At 56.7% G+C, this 16,146-nt stretch carries 15 protein-coding genes; 9 read left to right on the top strand and 6 right to left on the bottom strand.

Annotated features, from left to right (window positions below):
• Positions 1-202 (top strand): Synerg-CTERM sorting domain-containing protein (locus RRY12_11330; protein ID MEG2185262.1); only part of this gene is annotated, 202 nt, incomplete at its 5' end.
• A gap of 132 nt (positions 203-334) precedes the next feature.
• Positions 335-1,147: an NAD(P)-binding domain-containing protein gene (locus RRY12_11325; protein ID MEG2185261.1), complete on the top strand. Its 813-nt coding sequence runs from the start codon at positions 335-337 to the stop codon at positions 1,145-1,147.
• Here the strand turns inward: RRY12_11325 and RRY12_11320 are convergent.
• The 3 genes from RRY12_11320 to RRY12_11310 form a co-directional block, all read right to left on the bottom strand.
• Positions 1,144-2,250, bottom strand: coding sequence for an ABC transporter ATP-binding protein (locus tag RRY12_11320; protein MEG2185260.1), 1,107 nt, complete (start codon positions 2,248-2,250; stop codon positions 1,144-1,146). The two genes, RRY12_11325 and RRY12_11320, sit on opposite strands and share 4 nt — an antisense overlap.
• Entirely contained in the window at positions 2,250-3,917 is a 1,668-nt protein-coding gene (locus tag RRY12_11315; GenBank protein MEG2185259.1) for an iron ABC transporter permease, read from the bottom strand. Before RRY12_11315 ends, RRY12_11320 begins: the two co-directional genes overlap by 1 nt.
• A 72-nt stretch (positions 3,918-3,989) precedes the next feature.
• Positions 3,990-4,997, bottom strand: coding sequence for an ABC transporter substrate-binding protein (locus RRY12_11310; GenBank protein ID MEG2185258.1), 1,008 nt, complete (start codon positions 4,995-4,997; stop codon positions 3,990-3,992).
• Between the two features lie 283 nt (positions 4,998-5,280).
• On the opposite strand from RRY12_11310, the gene RRY12_11305 reads away from it, so the two are divergent.
• On the top strand, positions 5,281-7,899 hold the full coding sequence (locus tag RRY12_11305; protein ID MEG2185257.1) for a diguanylate cyclase: 2,619 nt from the start codon (positions 5,281-5,283) through the stop codon (positions 7,897-7,899).
• A gap of 70 nt (positions 7,900-7,969) precedes the next feature.
• Here the strand turns inward: RRY12_11305 and ilvD are convergent, their stop codons facing one another.
• Both ilvD and RRY12_11295 read right to left on the bottom strand, forming a co-directional pair.
• Positions 7,970-9,658: a dihydroxy-acid dehydratase gene (gene ilvD / locus RRY12_11300; GenBank protein MEG2185256.1), complete on the bottom strand. Its 1,689-nt coding sequence runs from the start codon at positions 9,656-9,658 to the stop codon at positions 7,970-7,972.
• 82 nt (positions 9,659-9,740) lie between these two features.
• Positions 9,741-10,388, bottom strand: a complete 648-nt coding sequence (locus RRY12_11295) for a DedA family protein (GenBank protein ID MEG2185255.1) — start codon at positions 10,386-10,388, stop codon at positions 9,741-9,743.
• A gap of 153 nt (positions 10,389-10,541) precedes the next feature.
• On the opposite strand from RRY12_11295, the gene RRY12_11290 reads away from it, so the two are divergent.
• From RRY12_11290 to recA, 6 genes are all read left to right on the top strand, one after another.
• A complete protein-coding gene (locus tag RRY12_11290) occupies positions 10,542-11,537 on the top strand; it encodes an asparaginase domain-containing protein (GenBank protein ID MEG2185254.1) in 996 nt (331 codons plus the stop codon).
• Positions 11,534-12,826 (top strand): 30S ribosomal protein S12 methylthiotransferase RimO, encoded by a 1,293-nt coding sequence (gene rimO, locus RRY12_11285; GenBank protein MEG2185253.1) that lies wholly within the window; start codon positions 11,534-11,536, stop codon positions 12,824-12,826. The genes RRY12_11290 and rimO overlap by 4 nt, the downstream gene beginning before the upstream one ends.
• A complete protein-coding gene (locus RRY12_11280) occupies positions 12,823-13,311 on the top strand; it encodes a phosphatidylglycerophosphatase A (GenBank protein MEG2185252.1) in 489 nt (162 codons plus the stop codon). The genes rimO and RRY12_11280 overlap by 4 nt, the downstream gene beginning before the upstream one ends.
• Positions 13,312-13,320: 9 nt before the next feature.
• Positions 13,321-13,833, top strand: a complete 513-nt coding sequence (locus RRY12_11275; GenBank protein MEG2185251.1) for a CinA family protein — start codon at positions 13,321-13,323, stop codon at positions 13,831-13,833.
• Positions 13,834-13,849: 16 nt separating this feature from the next.
• Positions 13,850-14,401 (top strand): RNA 2',3'-cyclic phosphodiesterase, encoded by a 552-nt coding sequence (gene thpR, locus RRY12_11270; protein ID MEG2185250.1) that lies wholly within the window; start codon positions 13,850-13,852, stop codon positions 14,399-14,401.
• Positions 14,402-14,520: 119 nt separating this feature from the next.
• Complete coding sequence (gene recA, locus RRY12_11265; GenBank protein ID MEG2185249.1) at positions 14,521-15,690, top strand: recombinase RecA; 1,170 nt, start codon at positions 14,521-14,523, stop codon at positions 15,688-15,690.
• Between the two features lie 196 nt (positions 15,691-15,886).
• On the opposite strand, the gene RRY12_11260 is transcribed toward recA, so the two are convergent.
• Positions 15,887-16,146, bottom strand: a 260-nt coding sequence (locus tag RRY12_11260; GenBank protein MEG2185248.1) for a hypothetical protein, incomplete at its 5' end; no start/stop codon positions are given.

Here is a 16,146-nt window from a genome sequence, read left to right as displayed (position 1 = left end):
TGCCGGAGGCAAAGCAGACGGCAAGGTGATAGACCCTGTAGGCGTCATAAAATTTGCGCGCTCTGACGAGCCGGAGCCGCCTGCTCCTTCCGCCCCCGCAGGCGGAAACAGTGGGTGCAGCGCGGGAGGCGGCATAGTGGCGCTGCTTGCGCTAGCGCCGCTCGTGTGGAGAAGAGGCCGGTCAGGCAGAAGTAAAAGATAAAAGGTAAAAGATAAGACGCTTGCGCCTCGAGAGGATATCTCGGGGCGTTTTTCATGGGCGCGGGGCGCGGCCGCCTTTTGCGTGTTAAAATGTGGGTTGGTTTTATAATATATTGGACGGACGGTGGCAATATTGGCGGTTGATCTTACTCTTGGCTTTATCGGTACGGGCGGCATCACTTCGTTTATTGTGCGCGGGCTCTGCTCCGCGCCGGAGTTTACGGGAAACATCCATCTTTCAGTGCATAAAAACAGAAAGACGGCGGAGGAGCTTCAGGCGCTTTTTCCGGGGCGCATAACTATCTCTGAGGCAAATCAGGATGTGGCGGACGCGGCGGATGTGCTCTTTTTCGCGGTGCTTCCGCAGCAGCATGAGGCTGTGGTGCGCGCGCTTAAGCTGAGGCCTGCGCTGCGGATAGTCCACGTGACGGGCGGCGTGAAGCTTGAACAGTCCGCTCCGTGGTACGCGCCCGCCTCTTCTATGGTGCGCGCCATCCCGCTGCCTTTTACGGCGCGCAGGAGCGGCCCGATACTTTTTTACGGCGCAGACGGCCTCTGCCGCGAGCTTTTTTCCATGATAGGCTCCGTCGTTCAGGTGAAGTCCGAGGCGGAGCTTGAGATACTTGGGCCGATAACCGGAATGATGGTGCCCTATTACGCGCTGCTTGCGGAGTATGTGAGGTGGGGGCGCGATAAGGGGCTTGATTTCAAGACGGCGCTTGATTACGCCTGTTACATGAACGAGGCGCTTTCGGCTTTTATGCGCACGGACTGCACTGAGGATGTGGAAACTTTTCTTAAGGAAAACTCCACGCCCGGCGGCGTCAATGAGCTTGGGCTGAAGCTCATGCGTGAAAACAACGCCTACCGGCCGTGGAGCGAAACGCTTGACGCGCTTTACGCGCGCTACAATTCTATGGGCGCAAAGTCCCCGGAGGCGCGCTAGTCGTCCGTCGGTTTTTTCTCTCCGGGCAGCGCCACCGTCAGTTCTGAGTTGAAGCTGACGCCGACGGCGTCGCCGCATTCGTAGCGCGCAGCGCCCGGATAGAAGTTTTCCATTACGGAGAGCCTGTCGCCGTTTTTGAAATCTATCATGTATTCCATTCTGTCGCCGCTGAAGACGGAGCTGGTCACAGTTCCCGAAAGCAGGCCGCGGCCTTCTTTTTCAAGCGTCACAGCTTCGGGGCGCAGGATGAGGGAAAGTTTGCCGCAGCCCGTGTAGTCCGCGTCGGGCAGCAGTTTTACGGGAAAGCGCGCGTCGTCTATGTTTATGACGCCCTGTTCCGCCGATGTTTTTGACTCAAGCGTCCCGCCTATGACGTTCGCCTGGCCGATGAAGTCCGCTACGAAGAGGCTGCGCGGGTGCGTGTAGATGTCAAACGGGTCGCCTATCTGTTCTACGCGGCCGCGGTGCATGACCATGATGCGGTCGGCCATCGTAAGCGCCTCTTTCTGGTCGTGCGTGACGTAGAGGCAGGTGATGTCCAGTTGTTTTTGTATGCTGCGTATCTCGCTTCTCATGTGCAGGCGCAGCTTCGCGTCGAGGTTTGAGAGCGGTTCGTCCATCAAAAGCACCTTGGGGCGCATGACGAGCACGCGCGCGAGCGCTACGCGCTGCTGTTCCCCGCCGGAGAGCTGGTTGGGGTAGCGCTTTTCTGTGCCGGAAAGCCCCACCATCTCAAGCGCTTCGCCTATTTTCGGCGTCATGTCCCGCGGGCTTTCGCCGCGCATTTTCAGCCCGTAGGCTACGTTGTCGCCGACCGTCATGTGAGGGAAGAGGGCGTAGTTCTGAAAGACGAACCCTATCTGCCGCTGATTGACCATGACGTTTGTTACGTCTTCGCCGTCGATCAGTATCTGTCCCGACGTCGGCGTCTCAAAGCCGGCCACCATGCGCAGCGTAGTAGTTTTGCCGCAGCCGGAGGGGCCGAGGAATGTGACTAGCTCTCCGCCTTTCACGTGAAGGTCGACCTTTTCAACGGCGTCAAATTTTTTGCCGTCCTTTATGAATGTTTTCGTTATGTTTTTTAAATAAAGTTCTACAGACATTATTTGTTTCCTCCCTGTCCCCTGTAATTGAATCCAGCTGCGCGTATCGCGAGCGTCATCATCCCGTTGAAGCCAAAGACGAGCAGTATGAGCACCACGGAGAAGGCGCAGGCGTTGCCGAACTGCAGCTCCGTCATGCACTCCAGTATGCGCGCCGTCAGCAGCGACCAGCTTACGGAGACGAGGAATATTGTGGCGCTGATGGCGGTCATTGAGTGTATGAACAAATATTTCATGCCGGCTATGAGCGCCGGTATGACAAGCGGCAGCGTGACGTTCCTGAAGGTGCCGACGGAGGTGGCGCCGAGCGAGAGAGAGGCCTCTTCAAGCGACGGGTCTATCTGCTGCAGCGAGGCGATGACGGAGCGGATGCCGGCCGAGTCGTAGCGGAAGACGTAGGCCGCGACAAGTATGGACATGGTGCCAGTCAGCACGATGGGGCCGCTGTTGAAGGCGATGATGTAGGCGATGCCTACGACCGTCCCCGGCAGCGCGAAGTTGAGCAGGGAGACGACCTCCATGAGCGCGCGCCCCGCGAAGTTCTTTCTCTGTGTGACGTATGCTATGCAGACTGCGAGAAAGCCGCCTATCGGCGTCGCTACGCAGGCTATTATCAGTGTGTCTATCATCGCTTTGCGCCCGTGCGTGAAGACGTAGGTGAAGCTGTCTAATGTGAGGCTGTTGTCTAGCCCCCATGTTTTTGTGACGGCGCCCGCAAGTATGAGGGCGTAGAGGAAGAGGATGAAGGAGATGACGGCGGCGCAGATGGCAAGCACCACCGTTTCGCCGGCCCGCCCCATTCCCTTGATGGAGGTCTGCGCGCCGGATTTGCCGCTCACTGTGACGTAATTTTTGCGGCCCACCCAGAAGCGCTGGAGGAAGAATACGACGAGCGCCGGAACGAGCAGCGCAAAGGAGAGCGCGGCCCCGCCCTTTAGGTCGTAGAGGCCAGTTATTTGCAGATAGGCCTGTGTCGGCAGCACCGGGAACTGGTGCCCCGCGAGGACAAGCGGCGTCGCGAAGTCCGCAAGCGAACAGGCGAAGAGCAGAAGCACGGCGTTTGCTATGGCGGGCATCGTAAGCGGCAGAGTGACCGTGCGGAATACTTTGAACGGCGAACCGCCGAGCGAAAGCCCCGCGTCCTCAAGGTTCGGGTCTATGCAGGCGAGCACGGAGGTGATGGTGAGGAAGGCGACGGGAAAGTAGGTGAGCGATTCGGATATCCACGTTCCCCAGAAGCCGTATATGTTAAAATCGGGGATGCCGAGAAATTTCAAGATGATGCCGTTTGGCCCAAGAGAGAGCGTGAGCGCTATGCTGCTTGTGAAGGGCGGCGATATGAGCGGCAGCACGGTCACGGCGGCGATGAACCAGCGCACTGGGGCCGGCAGTTTTATGCGCGTCACGGCGAAGGCGAAGACGAACCCGAGGAAGGTGCCCATAGCGGCCACCGCAATGGCAAGCCATATACTGTTTACGAAGGCGAGCCTGTCGTAGCTGTTTTGGAAGACGAGCGTCATGTTCGCCATTGTAAATCTGCCGTCTACGGTGAAGGTAGTAAGCAGCAGTTTTATAAAGGGGTATATGACGAAGAGGCCAAGCGCGAGCCACAGCGCCGTAATGACTGGGATGAGCGCCGGGTCTTTCTTCATCGAAGATGATGACATGTTATAAGTGCTCCTTTGCATTAGGAAAAGGCTGCGCAGAACGTGCCGCGCAGCCTTTATAAAATCACGATGTTAGCGGATGACTTCGTTGACCCAGCGTTCGACGTACTTTTTGCGAACGTCGCCCTTGTGCTCCGCGCCGACCTTAAGAAGCTTCACCTTTGACATGTCGAGCGCAGGGTTCTGTATTTTGACCCCCTGCACTATCGGTATGTAGTTTATCTTCTGGCTGACGAAGAGCTCTCCAAGCTTCGGGCTTGTCGCCCAGTCGATGAATTTCTTCGCCTCTTCTGGGTGTTTCGCGCCGGCTATCATGCCTGTCGCTTCGATGCCGAAGGTTACGCCTTCTTTGGGATAGGAGATGACGACGGGGTATTTCTGCTGCTGGATGTCGAGCGCGTCGACAAGGTAGAATACGCCGCTTGCCGCCTGGCCCTGCGCTATGGGAAGCGCGCCGCCCGCGCCGCTTTTCGTGTAAAGCTGAACGTTCTTATGCAGCTTCTTCTGATAGTCGAAGGCTCCGTCCACGCCGTAGACGGCGATGAGGCTGTAGATGCGCTCCGTGGCTGTGCCCGATGTGCGGGCGTCGGCCATCTGGAGGCCGTTCTTATAGGCCGGAGCAAGCAGGTCGCCCCACGCTGCGGGCGCCTTAAGGCTGTTCTTCTTGAGGAAGTCCGTGTTGGTGAGGAAGCAGAGCGGGATGAGCCCTATGCCCGTCCAGTGGTTGCCGGGGTCTCTGTATTCGGCGGGCGTAAGTTTCTGCTGCTTCGGCACGTAGACGGCGAATACGTTGTCTTTCTGTCCGGCGGTGTAGACGTCGGCTGGCCCGCCCAGGAGCACGTCCACCTGCGGGTTGTTCTTTTCGGCTACGAGGCGCGCGAGCGCTTCGCCCGATGAAAAGCGGATAAAGTTGACTTTGATCCCAGTGTCTTTCGTGAACTGCTCAAAGACTTTGGAGGCATATTTTTCAGGCATTACCGTGTAGGCGTTCAGCGTCGCCGCAAACGCGCCGCCGCAGAATACAAGCACGAGAGCCATAGCCGTTAGAAGACCGAAAGTGCCGCGATGATTTCTTGACATCAGATACCACTCCTGTTTTTTTGTTGCCCGCAAAGTTACGGGCGTGCCGCGGCGATGCAACAAACGCCGCCTCACATGTTAAGATAATAGCATTACTTTTATAAAATAAAAGACGCTTTTTCAAAAAGAAGAGAGGCCGTTTTCAAAGACGCCGCTTTCGCGCGCGCGTGCGTGCGCTTTCGCGATTTTCAAGAAAAGGCTTGCGTTATTTTTACGTATGTGTAAAATTAAACTAAATATGTATTTGTTATAATCTCTATTTGCCCGTTAGTGGAGGAATATCATGCCTGAAGAGAGAAACGCCGGAACCTCGTCCCGCAGCGCCGCCGGTCAGATAGAGATAATCGTCGGCAGCATAAAAGATCTGTTGGCGCAGAGAGATTTTGAATCTTCGATAAGCGTGACTCTTAGAAGGATGATAGATTACTTTCAGAGCGACCGCGCCTATATCTTTGAAATAGACTGGGAGAACGACCTGCTGCGCAACACCTACGAGGAGTGCGCAAACGGCGTTTCCGCTCAGATAACGGAGCTCTGCGCTCTTCCGCTTTCCGTCATATCCGCGTGGATAGAATACTTCAATAAAGAGAAAACGACGCTGCACATCAGGGACGTCGACAAGATCCCAACGGCGCGAAAAAATGAGCGCGAGGTGCTGAAGGCTCAGGGGATAAAGGAGCTTTACGTGACGCCCTTTTTCTTTGACGGCAGGCTGAGCGGCTTTCTTGGGATAGACGACCCGGCGGAACACGTCCGCGACGTGAACGTGCTTACGACGCTCAGCTACTTCATCTTCACAGAGATGGCAAAGGAGCGCGAACACCGGAAAAAGACGGAGGCGGTGGAGAACTATCAGCGGCTGCTATCCAACATTCCCGGAGGCATAGTGCTGATAGAGGTGACGGACGGCTTAGCGCGCCCCACCTATTTCAGCGACGGTTTCTGCCGTATGATGGAAATGAGCGAGGGCGAAGCCTTTTCCCATTTCGGAGGCCTCGGCGCGCACTCGGTGATTTTTCCCGACGACAGAAAGCGCGTCTATGCGGAATTTACGGCAAACTATGTGGCGCACGAAGATTTCAGCTTGACCTTCCGCATCAAGAACCGTCAGGCGCAGTATAAATGGGTGCAGATAAACGCAAGCGTCTTGTATGACGACGGCTGCGGAAAGGTCTCCTATTATCTGGTCTGCACTGACGTCTCCGCGGAAAAAGAGGCGCAGGCGCGGCTTGAGCGCACCGAGGAATATTACAGGGCGGCGCTCTCAAACAGCGACATCGACATGTGGGAGTACGACCTAAAGCGGCGCTGCATCGTAAAGGGCAACACTATTTTAAAGGGAAAGAACGCGTGGGAGACGATAGAAGCGGTCCCGGAAAGCCAGATAAAAAGCGGCGACATCCACCCCGGGAGCGTGGAAGTTTACCGAAGCCTCTACAGGCGGCTGCACGAAGGCGCAAAGGACCCAAGCGCCGACGTGCGGGTGCGCCGTGAGGACGGCGTCGGCTGGCGCTGGGCGCGCATAAAATATACGACGCCGCCGGATGGAGAGGATAGCGCGCGGTGCGTGGTGGCGGTCGTAACAGACGTCACTGAGCAGAAAAACGCGGAAATGCGCTATGAAAACGAGCTGAAACGCCGCGACACCGTATATTCGGACGCTTTGACGCTCTCCGTGCAGCTAAACCTGACGACGGGCGTCGTTGAGTACGCCTCGGACGTCTACGCGTCGCTGCTGCCGCCGGACAGAAATTTTGACGAAATGCTGCTGCGCGTTGTGGAACTTATCCCGAACCGGCAGCAGAGGGCTGACTTCCTTGCGAAATTCGCGAGCCGTTCTTTGACGACCGCGTACAACAGGGGAGATACGACGCTCGAATACGAATATCAAAAGACCGTAGCCGAAAACACCGTAAGATGGGTGCGCACGACGGCGAGGATGCTGGTGCGTCCAGGCACGAATGAAATAATCGTCTTCTTCACGCTGAACGATACGCACGACGAGCACATGTCGAAGGAACTGCTCAACTGCGTCGCGCAGGAGGATTATGAGTATGTGGCCTACATCGACGCGCCGCACAACAGCTATGTGATGTTCGCCTCGTTCGGAAAAAACGGCACGCCGCTGCCGCCCCCCACAGGAGACGATTACTACCGGGAGATAACGCTCTACGCGGAAAAGTTTGTCGTGGAGGAGGAGGTCTCCGCGGTCATACAGATGATGGGGACTGATTTTGTCATCAGTCAGCTCGAAAGCGGAGAGACCTTCGAGTTTACGGCGCACGTCAAAGAGACGAACGGCGACGTGCGGCTCAAAAAATTAAAATACTCGTATATGGACAGGGAGAATAAGATACTGCGCCTAAGCCGCGTAGATATAACCGACATCTACGAGCAGTTGACGGAAAATCAGCGGCTGCGCGAGCTCTCTCAGAGGGACGGGCTTACCGGGCTTTATAATAAAAAACACTTCTGCGTGATGCTTGAGACCGCCGTCGCGCTCTCCTGCGAAAAATGGCTCTTCTTCATTGATATAGATAATTTTAAAGGTGTAAACGACGTGCTGGGCCACATGACGGGCGACCAAGCGCTGCGCGACACTGCGGCAACGCTCCGCGAGGTTTTCAGCGAGACCGGCATGATCGGGCGCTTCGGCGGGGACGAGTTTTTCGTGCTTCTGACGGAGGTTTCCGAGGAGGAGGCGCTGGCGAAGGCGCGGGAGGTCTGCCAAAGTTTGAAAAAATCTTACGGCAGGGGTAAAAAGCGGCTCGAAATATCGGGGAGCGTCGGCCTTTGTAAAATGACGGCCAGCCTTTCGCCGGAGAACGCGTTAAAACACGCGGACGAGGCGCTTTACAGGGCCAAGGCGCTGGGAAAGGGCCGCTTCGTCCTCTACCGCTGACGGACGGCTGATGAAAAAATAAAAATAATAAACGTGACCGGGCCGCAGCGACTGAGGCCCGGTCGTTTGTTTACTGTGTTTTTAATACGGCTCCGTCCGAGGCGGAGGCGGCAAGCTTCGCGTATATCGAAAGCCAGCCCGTGGCGCCGCTTTTGCGCGGCATCACGGTTTTGAGGCGTTCTTTTATCTCTTCGTCGCTCAGCTCTACGGAGACGCTTTTGTCGTCTATGTCGATGGTTATCATCTCTCCGCCGCGCAGCGCCGCGATGGGGCCGCCTTCGGCGGCTTCCGGGGAGATATGGCCGACGTAGCAGCCGTTGTTCGTGCCGGAGAAGCGTCCGTCGGTGATGAGGGCCGTCTTTTGCGCAAGGCCCATGCCGTAGATGTATTTCATCGCGTGGTACATCTCGCGCATACCGGGGCCGCCCTTCGGCCCCTCGTAGCGTATGACTACGACGTCGCCCGCCTTGACCTTTCCCGCGAGAATGGCCGCGTTCGCCTCTTCCTCGCAGTCGAAGACGACGGCGGGGCCGGTGAAGCGGCGCATTTTTTCGCTCATCGCGGCGGGCTTCGCCACCGCGCCGCCGGGCGCCAGATTGCCGCGGAGCAGGCAAAGCCCCATGCCCCGGCTGTACGGCGCTTCAGCCTCTTTTATTATCCCGTCGTTTGCGCCGTAGATGTTTTTGTCGTCAGCCGCGTTTTCCGCAAGAGTTTTCCCCGTGACGGTGAGCGCGTCCTGCTCTATGTATTTTTTAAGTGATGAAAGCGCCGCGGGCACGCCTCCGGCTTTGTAAAAGGCCTCCATGTCGTGCTCCGAGGCTGGGTTCACCTTTGCGACAAGCGGTATTTTATCGCACAAGCCCTCTATCATTTCAAATATCTCCCGAGGCGGGATGCCGGCCTCAAAGCCTATTGCGCAGAGGTGCATGACGCAGTTTGTCGAAGCGCCGGTGCCAAGCATCAGAACGGCCGCGTTTTTCAGCGACTGGCGCGTTATTATCATGCGCGCCGTCACGCCTCTTTTTACCATTTCGACGGCGGCGCGCCCCGCGGCTTCGGAGCTTCTTAGGCGCTGGGCGTAAACGGCCGGAATGAGAGCGCTTCCCGGAAGCGACATTCCAAGCGCCTCAGATAACGCAGCCATTGAGTTTGCCGTGCCGTAGAAGGAGCAGGAGCCGCAGCAGGGGCACGCGCCCTCTTCAAGTTTTTTAAGCTCTTCTTCGGAAAGCAGTCCCGCGTGCATCATGCCGACGGCCTCCGAGAGCGAGGTTGAGTCGCTTTTGCGCCCGTCAAATTCCATGCCGCCGAGCATGGGGCCGCCTACGGCCATCACCGCGGGGATGTCAAGCCGCGCCGCCGCCATCAGCATGCCCGGAACTATTTTGTCGCATGAGCCTAGCATGACCAGCCCGTCTAAGTTGTGCGCGCGCGCCATCGTCTCTATGTCGCCTGCTATCAGCTCCCGCGACGGCAGAATGTATTTCATTCCCTCGTGTCCGCTTGCAAGCCCGTCGCAGGCGCCTATGACGCCAAATTCGACGGCCGCGCCGCCCGCTCTGTATATTCCTTTTTTGACGTGTTCCGCGACCTGTCTAAGGTTGAAGTGTCCCGTGACAAGCTCGTTCCACGAATTTGCTATGCCGATTATCGGCCCTTTGAGGTCCGCGTCTGTTGCGCCCATAGATTTATAAAGAGCGCGCGTCTCTGAAAAGTCGACGTTTCCAAGAATTTTAGTACTTCTGTATCCCACGGTTGTCATCCCTTTCGCCCTGCGCGGGCAGAGTGCATAAAAAAAGAGCCGCGCTCATGTGCCGGCCCCTCTTATTTGCTTATTGAGCCGCTTAGCCCTTTTTATGTTTCTTCTTATATATAATGATGTAGACGATCACCAGCGCGGCGCATCCGGCCATTAGGCAGAGCGTGATTTTTTTGAGGTCTTGATGGATGAGCGCCTGGTTGCTGCCGAGGAAGTAGCCGAGCATGGTCAGTATGACCACCCAGATGCCGGAGCCAAGAGCCGTGTAGGTGCAGAACTGAGCCATCGGCATACGGGCGAGCCCCGCGGGAAGCGAGATATACTGCCTTATGACAGGCAGAAGGCGTCCCGTGAAGGTGCTGATGTGGCCGTGGCGCGCGAAGAATAGCTCCGCCTTGTCGAGCGACTCTTTTGTCACGAAGAAATATTTGCCGTACTTTTCAAAAATTGGCCTGCCCCAGCGGACGGCTATCCAATAGTTGAAAAGGCCGCCTAGGATGCTTCCCGCGATGCCGCTTGCTATGACGAGGATGAGGTTCATCTCGCCTTTGAAGGCGAGGTAGCCCGCGGGCGGCATGACCACTTCGCTCGGGAACGGAAAGAATGAGGATTCAAGGAACATGAGGCCGATTATCCCCGGATATCCCATGTGTCCGATGACGGCGACGAGCCAGTTTATAAGGTCTCCAAAGAGCTGAGAGCAATAGGCGATGACAGAAAATATAGATTCCAAAACGGATCCCCTCTCGGAAAATTTTACTCATAAAAGATATACTGAAATAGCCTAAAAGTCCACTTAAATTTGAATAGTCGCGCACTTTGCGATAAAATGCAGTGTGGGAGATAGGCTTTAAAGAGCACTGAATTATAAATTGGAGGAATCGCCTTGCAACAGCTACCAAAACTGGCGCTCGTCATTGCCGGGAACTTTTCGGCGGACGAAGACAATGCCGACCCGAACCTGCTGCTCAATTATCTGCCGCAGGAACTTGCTCTGCGCTGTGAGATAAAGGAGTGGAGCTGTCAGCCCAGCTCTCACTATTCAATGGCGATGACGCTCGCCATGGAGCAGATGTTTGAATCCCTCGCCGATGACGGCTACGGCGGTATAATCGTCGTCTCCGGCAGCGGCGTCATGGAGGAGATGGCGTATCTCGTCGACCTGCTGTGGCAGCGGCCGATACCGGTCATTTTCGCAAACCTCATGGTACAGGGACGGGCCGGAGTAAAAGAGGGACTGATGAACCTCCACTGCGCCGTGCGCGCAGCGCTGTCTGGTGAGGCGCGCGAGATGGGCGCGCTTATATGTTCAAGCGGAGAGCTTTTCGCGGCCGACGATGTGCGGCTGGTGGACCCTGTCTCCTCCGACAACGCCTTTCAGGCGCCGGAGAAGGGTTCGCTTGGAAAGATGCTGAACTCCGAAATAAAATTTTTCCGCGCGCCGAAGCGTCCCGGCTTCCTCGCGCGCAAACCAGCTGAGATGCCCTGCGTTGAAATACTGTGGGCGTCGCTTGGCGGCGGCGATCTCATTCTGGCGCAGCTCGCCGCGGCGCGCGACCTTGGCGGCCTTGTGCTTGCTGGATTTGGCGCAGGCAACGTGCCGCCGCTTTGGATACCGCAGATACGCAACATCATCCGCCGAAGGATACCTGTCGCAGTCGTTTCGCGCTGTTTCCAGGGGGATGTGCATAAAACGAACGAGTTTGAAGGCTCGTTTGAAAAATTACTGGAAATGGGGGTAATGTCGGGAGGCAGGCTCAATCCGTTCCAGGCCCGAATACGCATGTCGCTCGGCATAGCGGCGGGGCTGACGGACAACGGCCTCAGCCTTTATATGCTGGGGCAGCAGGTCTCCGACGACATCAATACATTATATAAATGAAAATATTCTGCCTGACGCTGGGCTGCGCAAAGAACAGAGTTGACAGCGAATGTCTCGCGGGGGCGCTTTCCGCCGCTGGACACGAGCTGGTTTTTTCTCCCGAAGAGGCGGAGGCCGCCATCGTCAACACCTGCGGCTTCATCCGGCCCGCGGTCGAAGAGAGCGTTTCCGCGATACTCGACCTTGAAACGCTGAAAAAAGAAAATAAATTGAAGATGATAGGCGTAGTCGGCTGCCTTGTGAACCGTTACGGGCCGGATCTGCGCGCCGAGGTCCCCGCTGTCGATTTCTGGGCCGAGACGGAGGACTGGAAGAGCGTGCTTGCGGCTCTTGGCTCCCGGGGGGACGACGCGCGCCACAGGGGGGCGCTGCCCTCTTCTTCTAAAATAACGCGCTATCTAAAGATAAGCGAAGGCTGCGGCAACCGCTGCACCTACTGCGCCATCCCCTCCATCCGCGGCCCGCTGCGGAGCCTGCCGGTCGACGTCATAGTAAAAGAGGCGCAACAGCTTGCGGAAGAGGGCGCGCGCGAGCTTTGCGTCGTAGGCCAGGACCTAACGGTCTACGGCTCCGACGGAGGCGCGGGCGCAGCCGGGCTTATAGAGCTGCTTGACGCGCTTGAAAGTTCACTGCCGCGCGAGCTATGGATACGGCTGCTCTACCTGCATCCGTCGCGTGTCGACAGAAAATTGCTCGAACGCGTGGCCGCCGGCCGTCAGATAGTTCCCTACCTTGACATTCCGGTGCAGCACGGCGACCCGGAGATAATGGCCGCGATGAACCGCGGCATAGCGCCCAAGAGGCTGCGCGAGATATTCGCCGACGCGCGCGCGATAAACCCCGACTTTGCGCTGCGCACCACCTGCATGGTAGGTTTTCCCGGTGAGAAGAAACGCCACTTCGACCGCCTCATGGACTTTATACAAGAGGTGCGTTTTGACAGAATGGGCGCCTTCACCTTCTTCCCTGAAGAGGGCACGCCGGCCGCCGCGATGGAGGCGCAGGTGCCTGAGCGCACGAAAAAAAGACGCCTCGACGCGCTGATGGCGGCGCAGGAAGAAATATCCTTCGCGCGGCAGCAGCAGTTCGTAGGCAGAGAGCTTAAGGTGCTAGTTGAGAAAATATCGCAGAGCGAGCGCTGCGCCGAAGGCCGTTCCTTCCGCGAGGCGCCGGAGGTGGACGGCATAATAGAGATAAACAACGCGCGCCCCGACCTTAAAGAGGGAAACTTCATCACGGTAAAGATAACGGAAGCGCTTCCGCACGACATGTCAGGAGAAGAGATATGATAAAGACGCCGGAAATGAATACCTGGTACGGACAGGTGGCGACGGTCGGCACGCTTGGACGTTTTTCAAGGATGCCGGGCACGCTCGGCTCCATCGCCGGCTCCGCTTTGTGGCTGCTGTGCCGCGGCATCCCCGCGTGGGGCATAGCGATAGTGGCCATAATCGGCTGCATCGCCGCCGACAAATACGAAAAGGCCTCAGAACGCAGCGACCCGGGCGAAGTCGTAATAGACGAAGTAGTCGGCGTCTGGATAGCCGCGTGGGGACTGGACCTCTCCTACGCCATCGTCGCGCTCTTTTTATTCCGCATCGTCGACATCACGAAGCCCTGCCCGATAAAATATTTTGAAAAACTGCCGGGCGGCGCCGGCATCATGGCCGACGACATCGCGGGCGGCATAGTCGTAAATCTGCTGCTGCGCTTCATACACTGGCTGCTCTTCGCGGACGGACTTGCCTCCATCCTTGCGCTAGCCGGCAGATAGGAGCGCGCAATGAAAGAAAGACAAAACGAGGCGTCGCGCCTCATAGAAACATTCAAAGCTCAAGGGCTCTCTCTTTCGCTTGCGGAGTCCTGCACCGGCGGCATGATAGCGGCCGCTGTCACCGAGATAGCGGGCGCCTCTGACATATTTTGGGGCTCCGCCGTCACCTACATAAACTCAGCCAAAGAAAACATCCTGGGCGTCTCAAAAGAGACGCTTGAACGCCACGGCGCCGTGAGCGCCCAGTGCGCCTCCGAAATGGCGCGCGGCTCACGAAAGATATTCGGCGCCAAAGTCGCGCTCAGCGTCACGGGAATAGCCGGCCCCGGCGGAGGCAGCGCCCAAAAACCGGTAGGCACGGTGTGGTTTGGCATAAGCACGGAAGAGGGCGAGCGCGCCTTTCTCAAAACGTTTGACGGCGCGCGCGACGAGGTGCGGAGCCAGACCGTAGACGCCGCGCTTGCCGCGCTGCTTGAATACGCAAAAGAAAGGGCCTCCCGCGATGGGCGGCTGAATCCCTAAATACGCGGGGCGCCTTGTGCGAACCTTTATATGCGTCAAACTTCCGCAAAGTCGGATAGAAAGCCTGGCCGGCTCCATCCGCGCGCTTCGCGGCGCCTGTTCCGACATCCGCTGGGTGAAGCCGGAAACGATACACGTCACGCTGAAATTCTGCGGCGAGCTGCCCAGAGAGACTGTAGCTGCGATAACGGCGGAGCTTGGCCGCGCTCGCCTCGGAGCGCCCTTTGAACTTTCAGCCGAAGGCATAGGCGGCTTTCCGAACCTTAAAGCCCCGCGCGTGCTTTGGACTGCGCTGCGCAATGAGACTGAGGCGCTGCGTGCGCTGCAAAAGACGGTCGACGGCTGCGCCTTCAGATGCGGCATAGAAAAAGAAAAAAGCTTTTCCCCGCACATAACGCTTGGCCGCCGCGCAGAAAGAGGCCCGCTTGCGCTAGACTGCGCCGCGGCACTCATAAAAACAAATATTTCCGCAGCCCCGTGGCGTGTATCTGAGATAATATTTATGAAAAGCGAGCTCACGCCGTCAGGCCCCATATACACGCCGCTTGAAATATTTCCGTTAAAATAAAACGCGCGCCGCAAAGACAGACAAGATAATAAATAAAGATAGATAATAAAAAAGATAATAGATGATATAATGTAAATGAAATCAAGGAGTATAAAAATATAATAAATGGAGGCATGAAGATGGCAAAAAAAGCAACTGGCAAAGCGGCCGTCACTAAAGAGGATATATTCCAGCAGGCGCTCGGAGAGATAAGGGGCAAATTTGGCGACGGAGCCATAATGCGCCTCGGTGACGAGGTGCTGCACCCCGTCGAGGTCATCCCCACCGGCATCCTTCCGCTCGACGTAGCTCTTGGCATCGGCGGCGTGCCGCGCGGACGCGTAGTTGAGATATTCGGCCCTGAAGGCGGCGGAAAGACGACGATAGCGCTCCACATACTGGCCGAAGCTCAAAGGGCCGGCGGCATCACCGCCTTCATAGACGCGGAACACGCGCTTGACCCGCGGCTTGCCTCGCAGCTCGGAGTAGACACGGCAAACCTCTATCTCTCGCAGCCCGACAGCGGTGAACAGGCCTTCTACATTCTTGACGCGCTCGTGCGCAGCGGAGCCGTCGACCTTGTAGTAGTAGACTCAGTCGCCGCGCTTACGCCGCAGGCTGAAATAGACGGAAAAATGGACGAGGGAGGCAAGCAGGTCGGCCTTCACGCGCGCCTCATGAGCTATGCGCTAAGAAGGCTCACGGCCGCTATCTCAAAGAGCAACACCACCGTCATCTTTATAAACCAGCTCAGAGCGCAGATAAGCGCGGGATACAGCCAAGGCCCGACCGAAACCACCACCGGCGGACGCGCGCTCAAATTCTACAGCTCCGTCAGGATAGAGGTGCGCCGCGGCAAACAGGTGACGCAGAGCGAAGTGGCGATAGGCCACGAACTGTGGATAAAGGTAGTCAAAAACAAACAGGCGCCGCCGTTCCGCAGCGCGCACACCACGCTCATCTACGGCAAAGGCGTGCCCAAAGGCATCGCGGTGCTCGACATGGCCATCGACCGCGAAGTTGTAAAACGCAAAGGCTCGTGGCTCACCTACAAGGGCGAAACGCTCGGCCAGGGCAAAGAGACCGTAGCCGCGTACATCGAAAAGAACCCGGAGCTCATGGACGAGATAACCAAAGAGGTGCTCCATAAGGTAGCGGCTGGGCTTGGCCTGCTTGACGAACCTGTCAAAGAAGAGCCGGACGAAAACACGCTCGAAGACAACGTGGAAGCGCTGCTTGAAGAGGGCGTTCTCAAGCTCGACATCACGCAGGAGGACGGTATGCCCGACGAAGGCCCGGAAGATTTTTAGCATCCGAAAGAAAACTTAAAAATAAATATGGATTTTTGCGGCGTTGACCTGGATATTAAAAACGCCGCATTTATTTTATGCCGGCAATGCCCCCTACATTTACAACTATAATGTTAAATAAGTCTATAAAAGAATACTAAAAGAAAATATAATAATATGTAAGTAGGGCATGTGTATTCGTTGACATGTCGCAAAGCTATGATATACTAGCTCCTGTTGCGCTTCGAAACGGCACATCGCCGCAAAAAGCACAGCGGCACCATGACAAAAAGAATAAAGAGAAAGCAAAAGAAACTTCATCAATACTTTTCATTTGTAAAAGTAAAAAGTGAAGGGTCCTAAAGAAACTAGTCAAGCCGCGCAAACGGCGAGACGAAATCGTCAGCGAAATTGAGAGCGACACGCCAGCAATCAAACGGAGAGTTTGATCCTGGCTCAGGACGAACGCTGGCGGCG

Source organism: Cloacibacillus sp. (genome assembly GCA_036655895.1).
GTDB lineage: Bacteria > Synergistota > Synergistia > Synergistales > Synergistaceae > JAVVPF01.
This window is presented reverse-complemented; position numbering and strand designations above follow the sequence as displayed.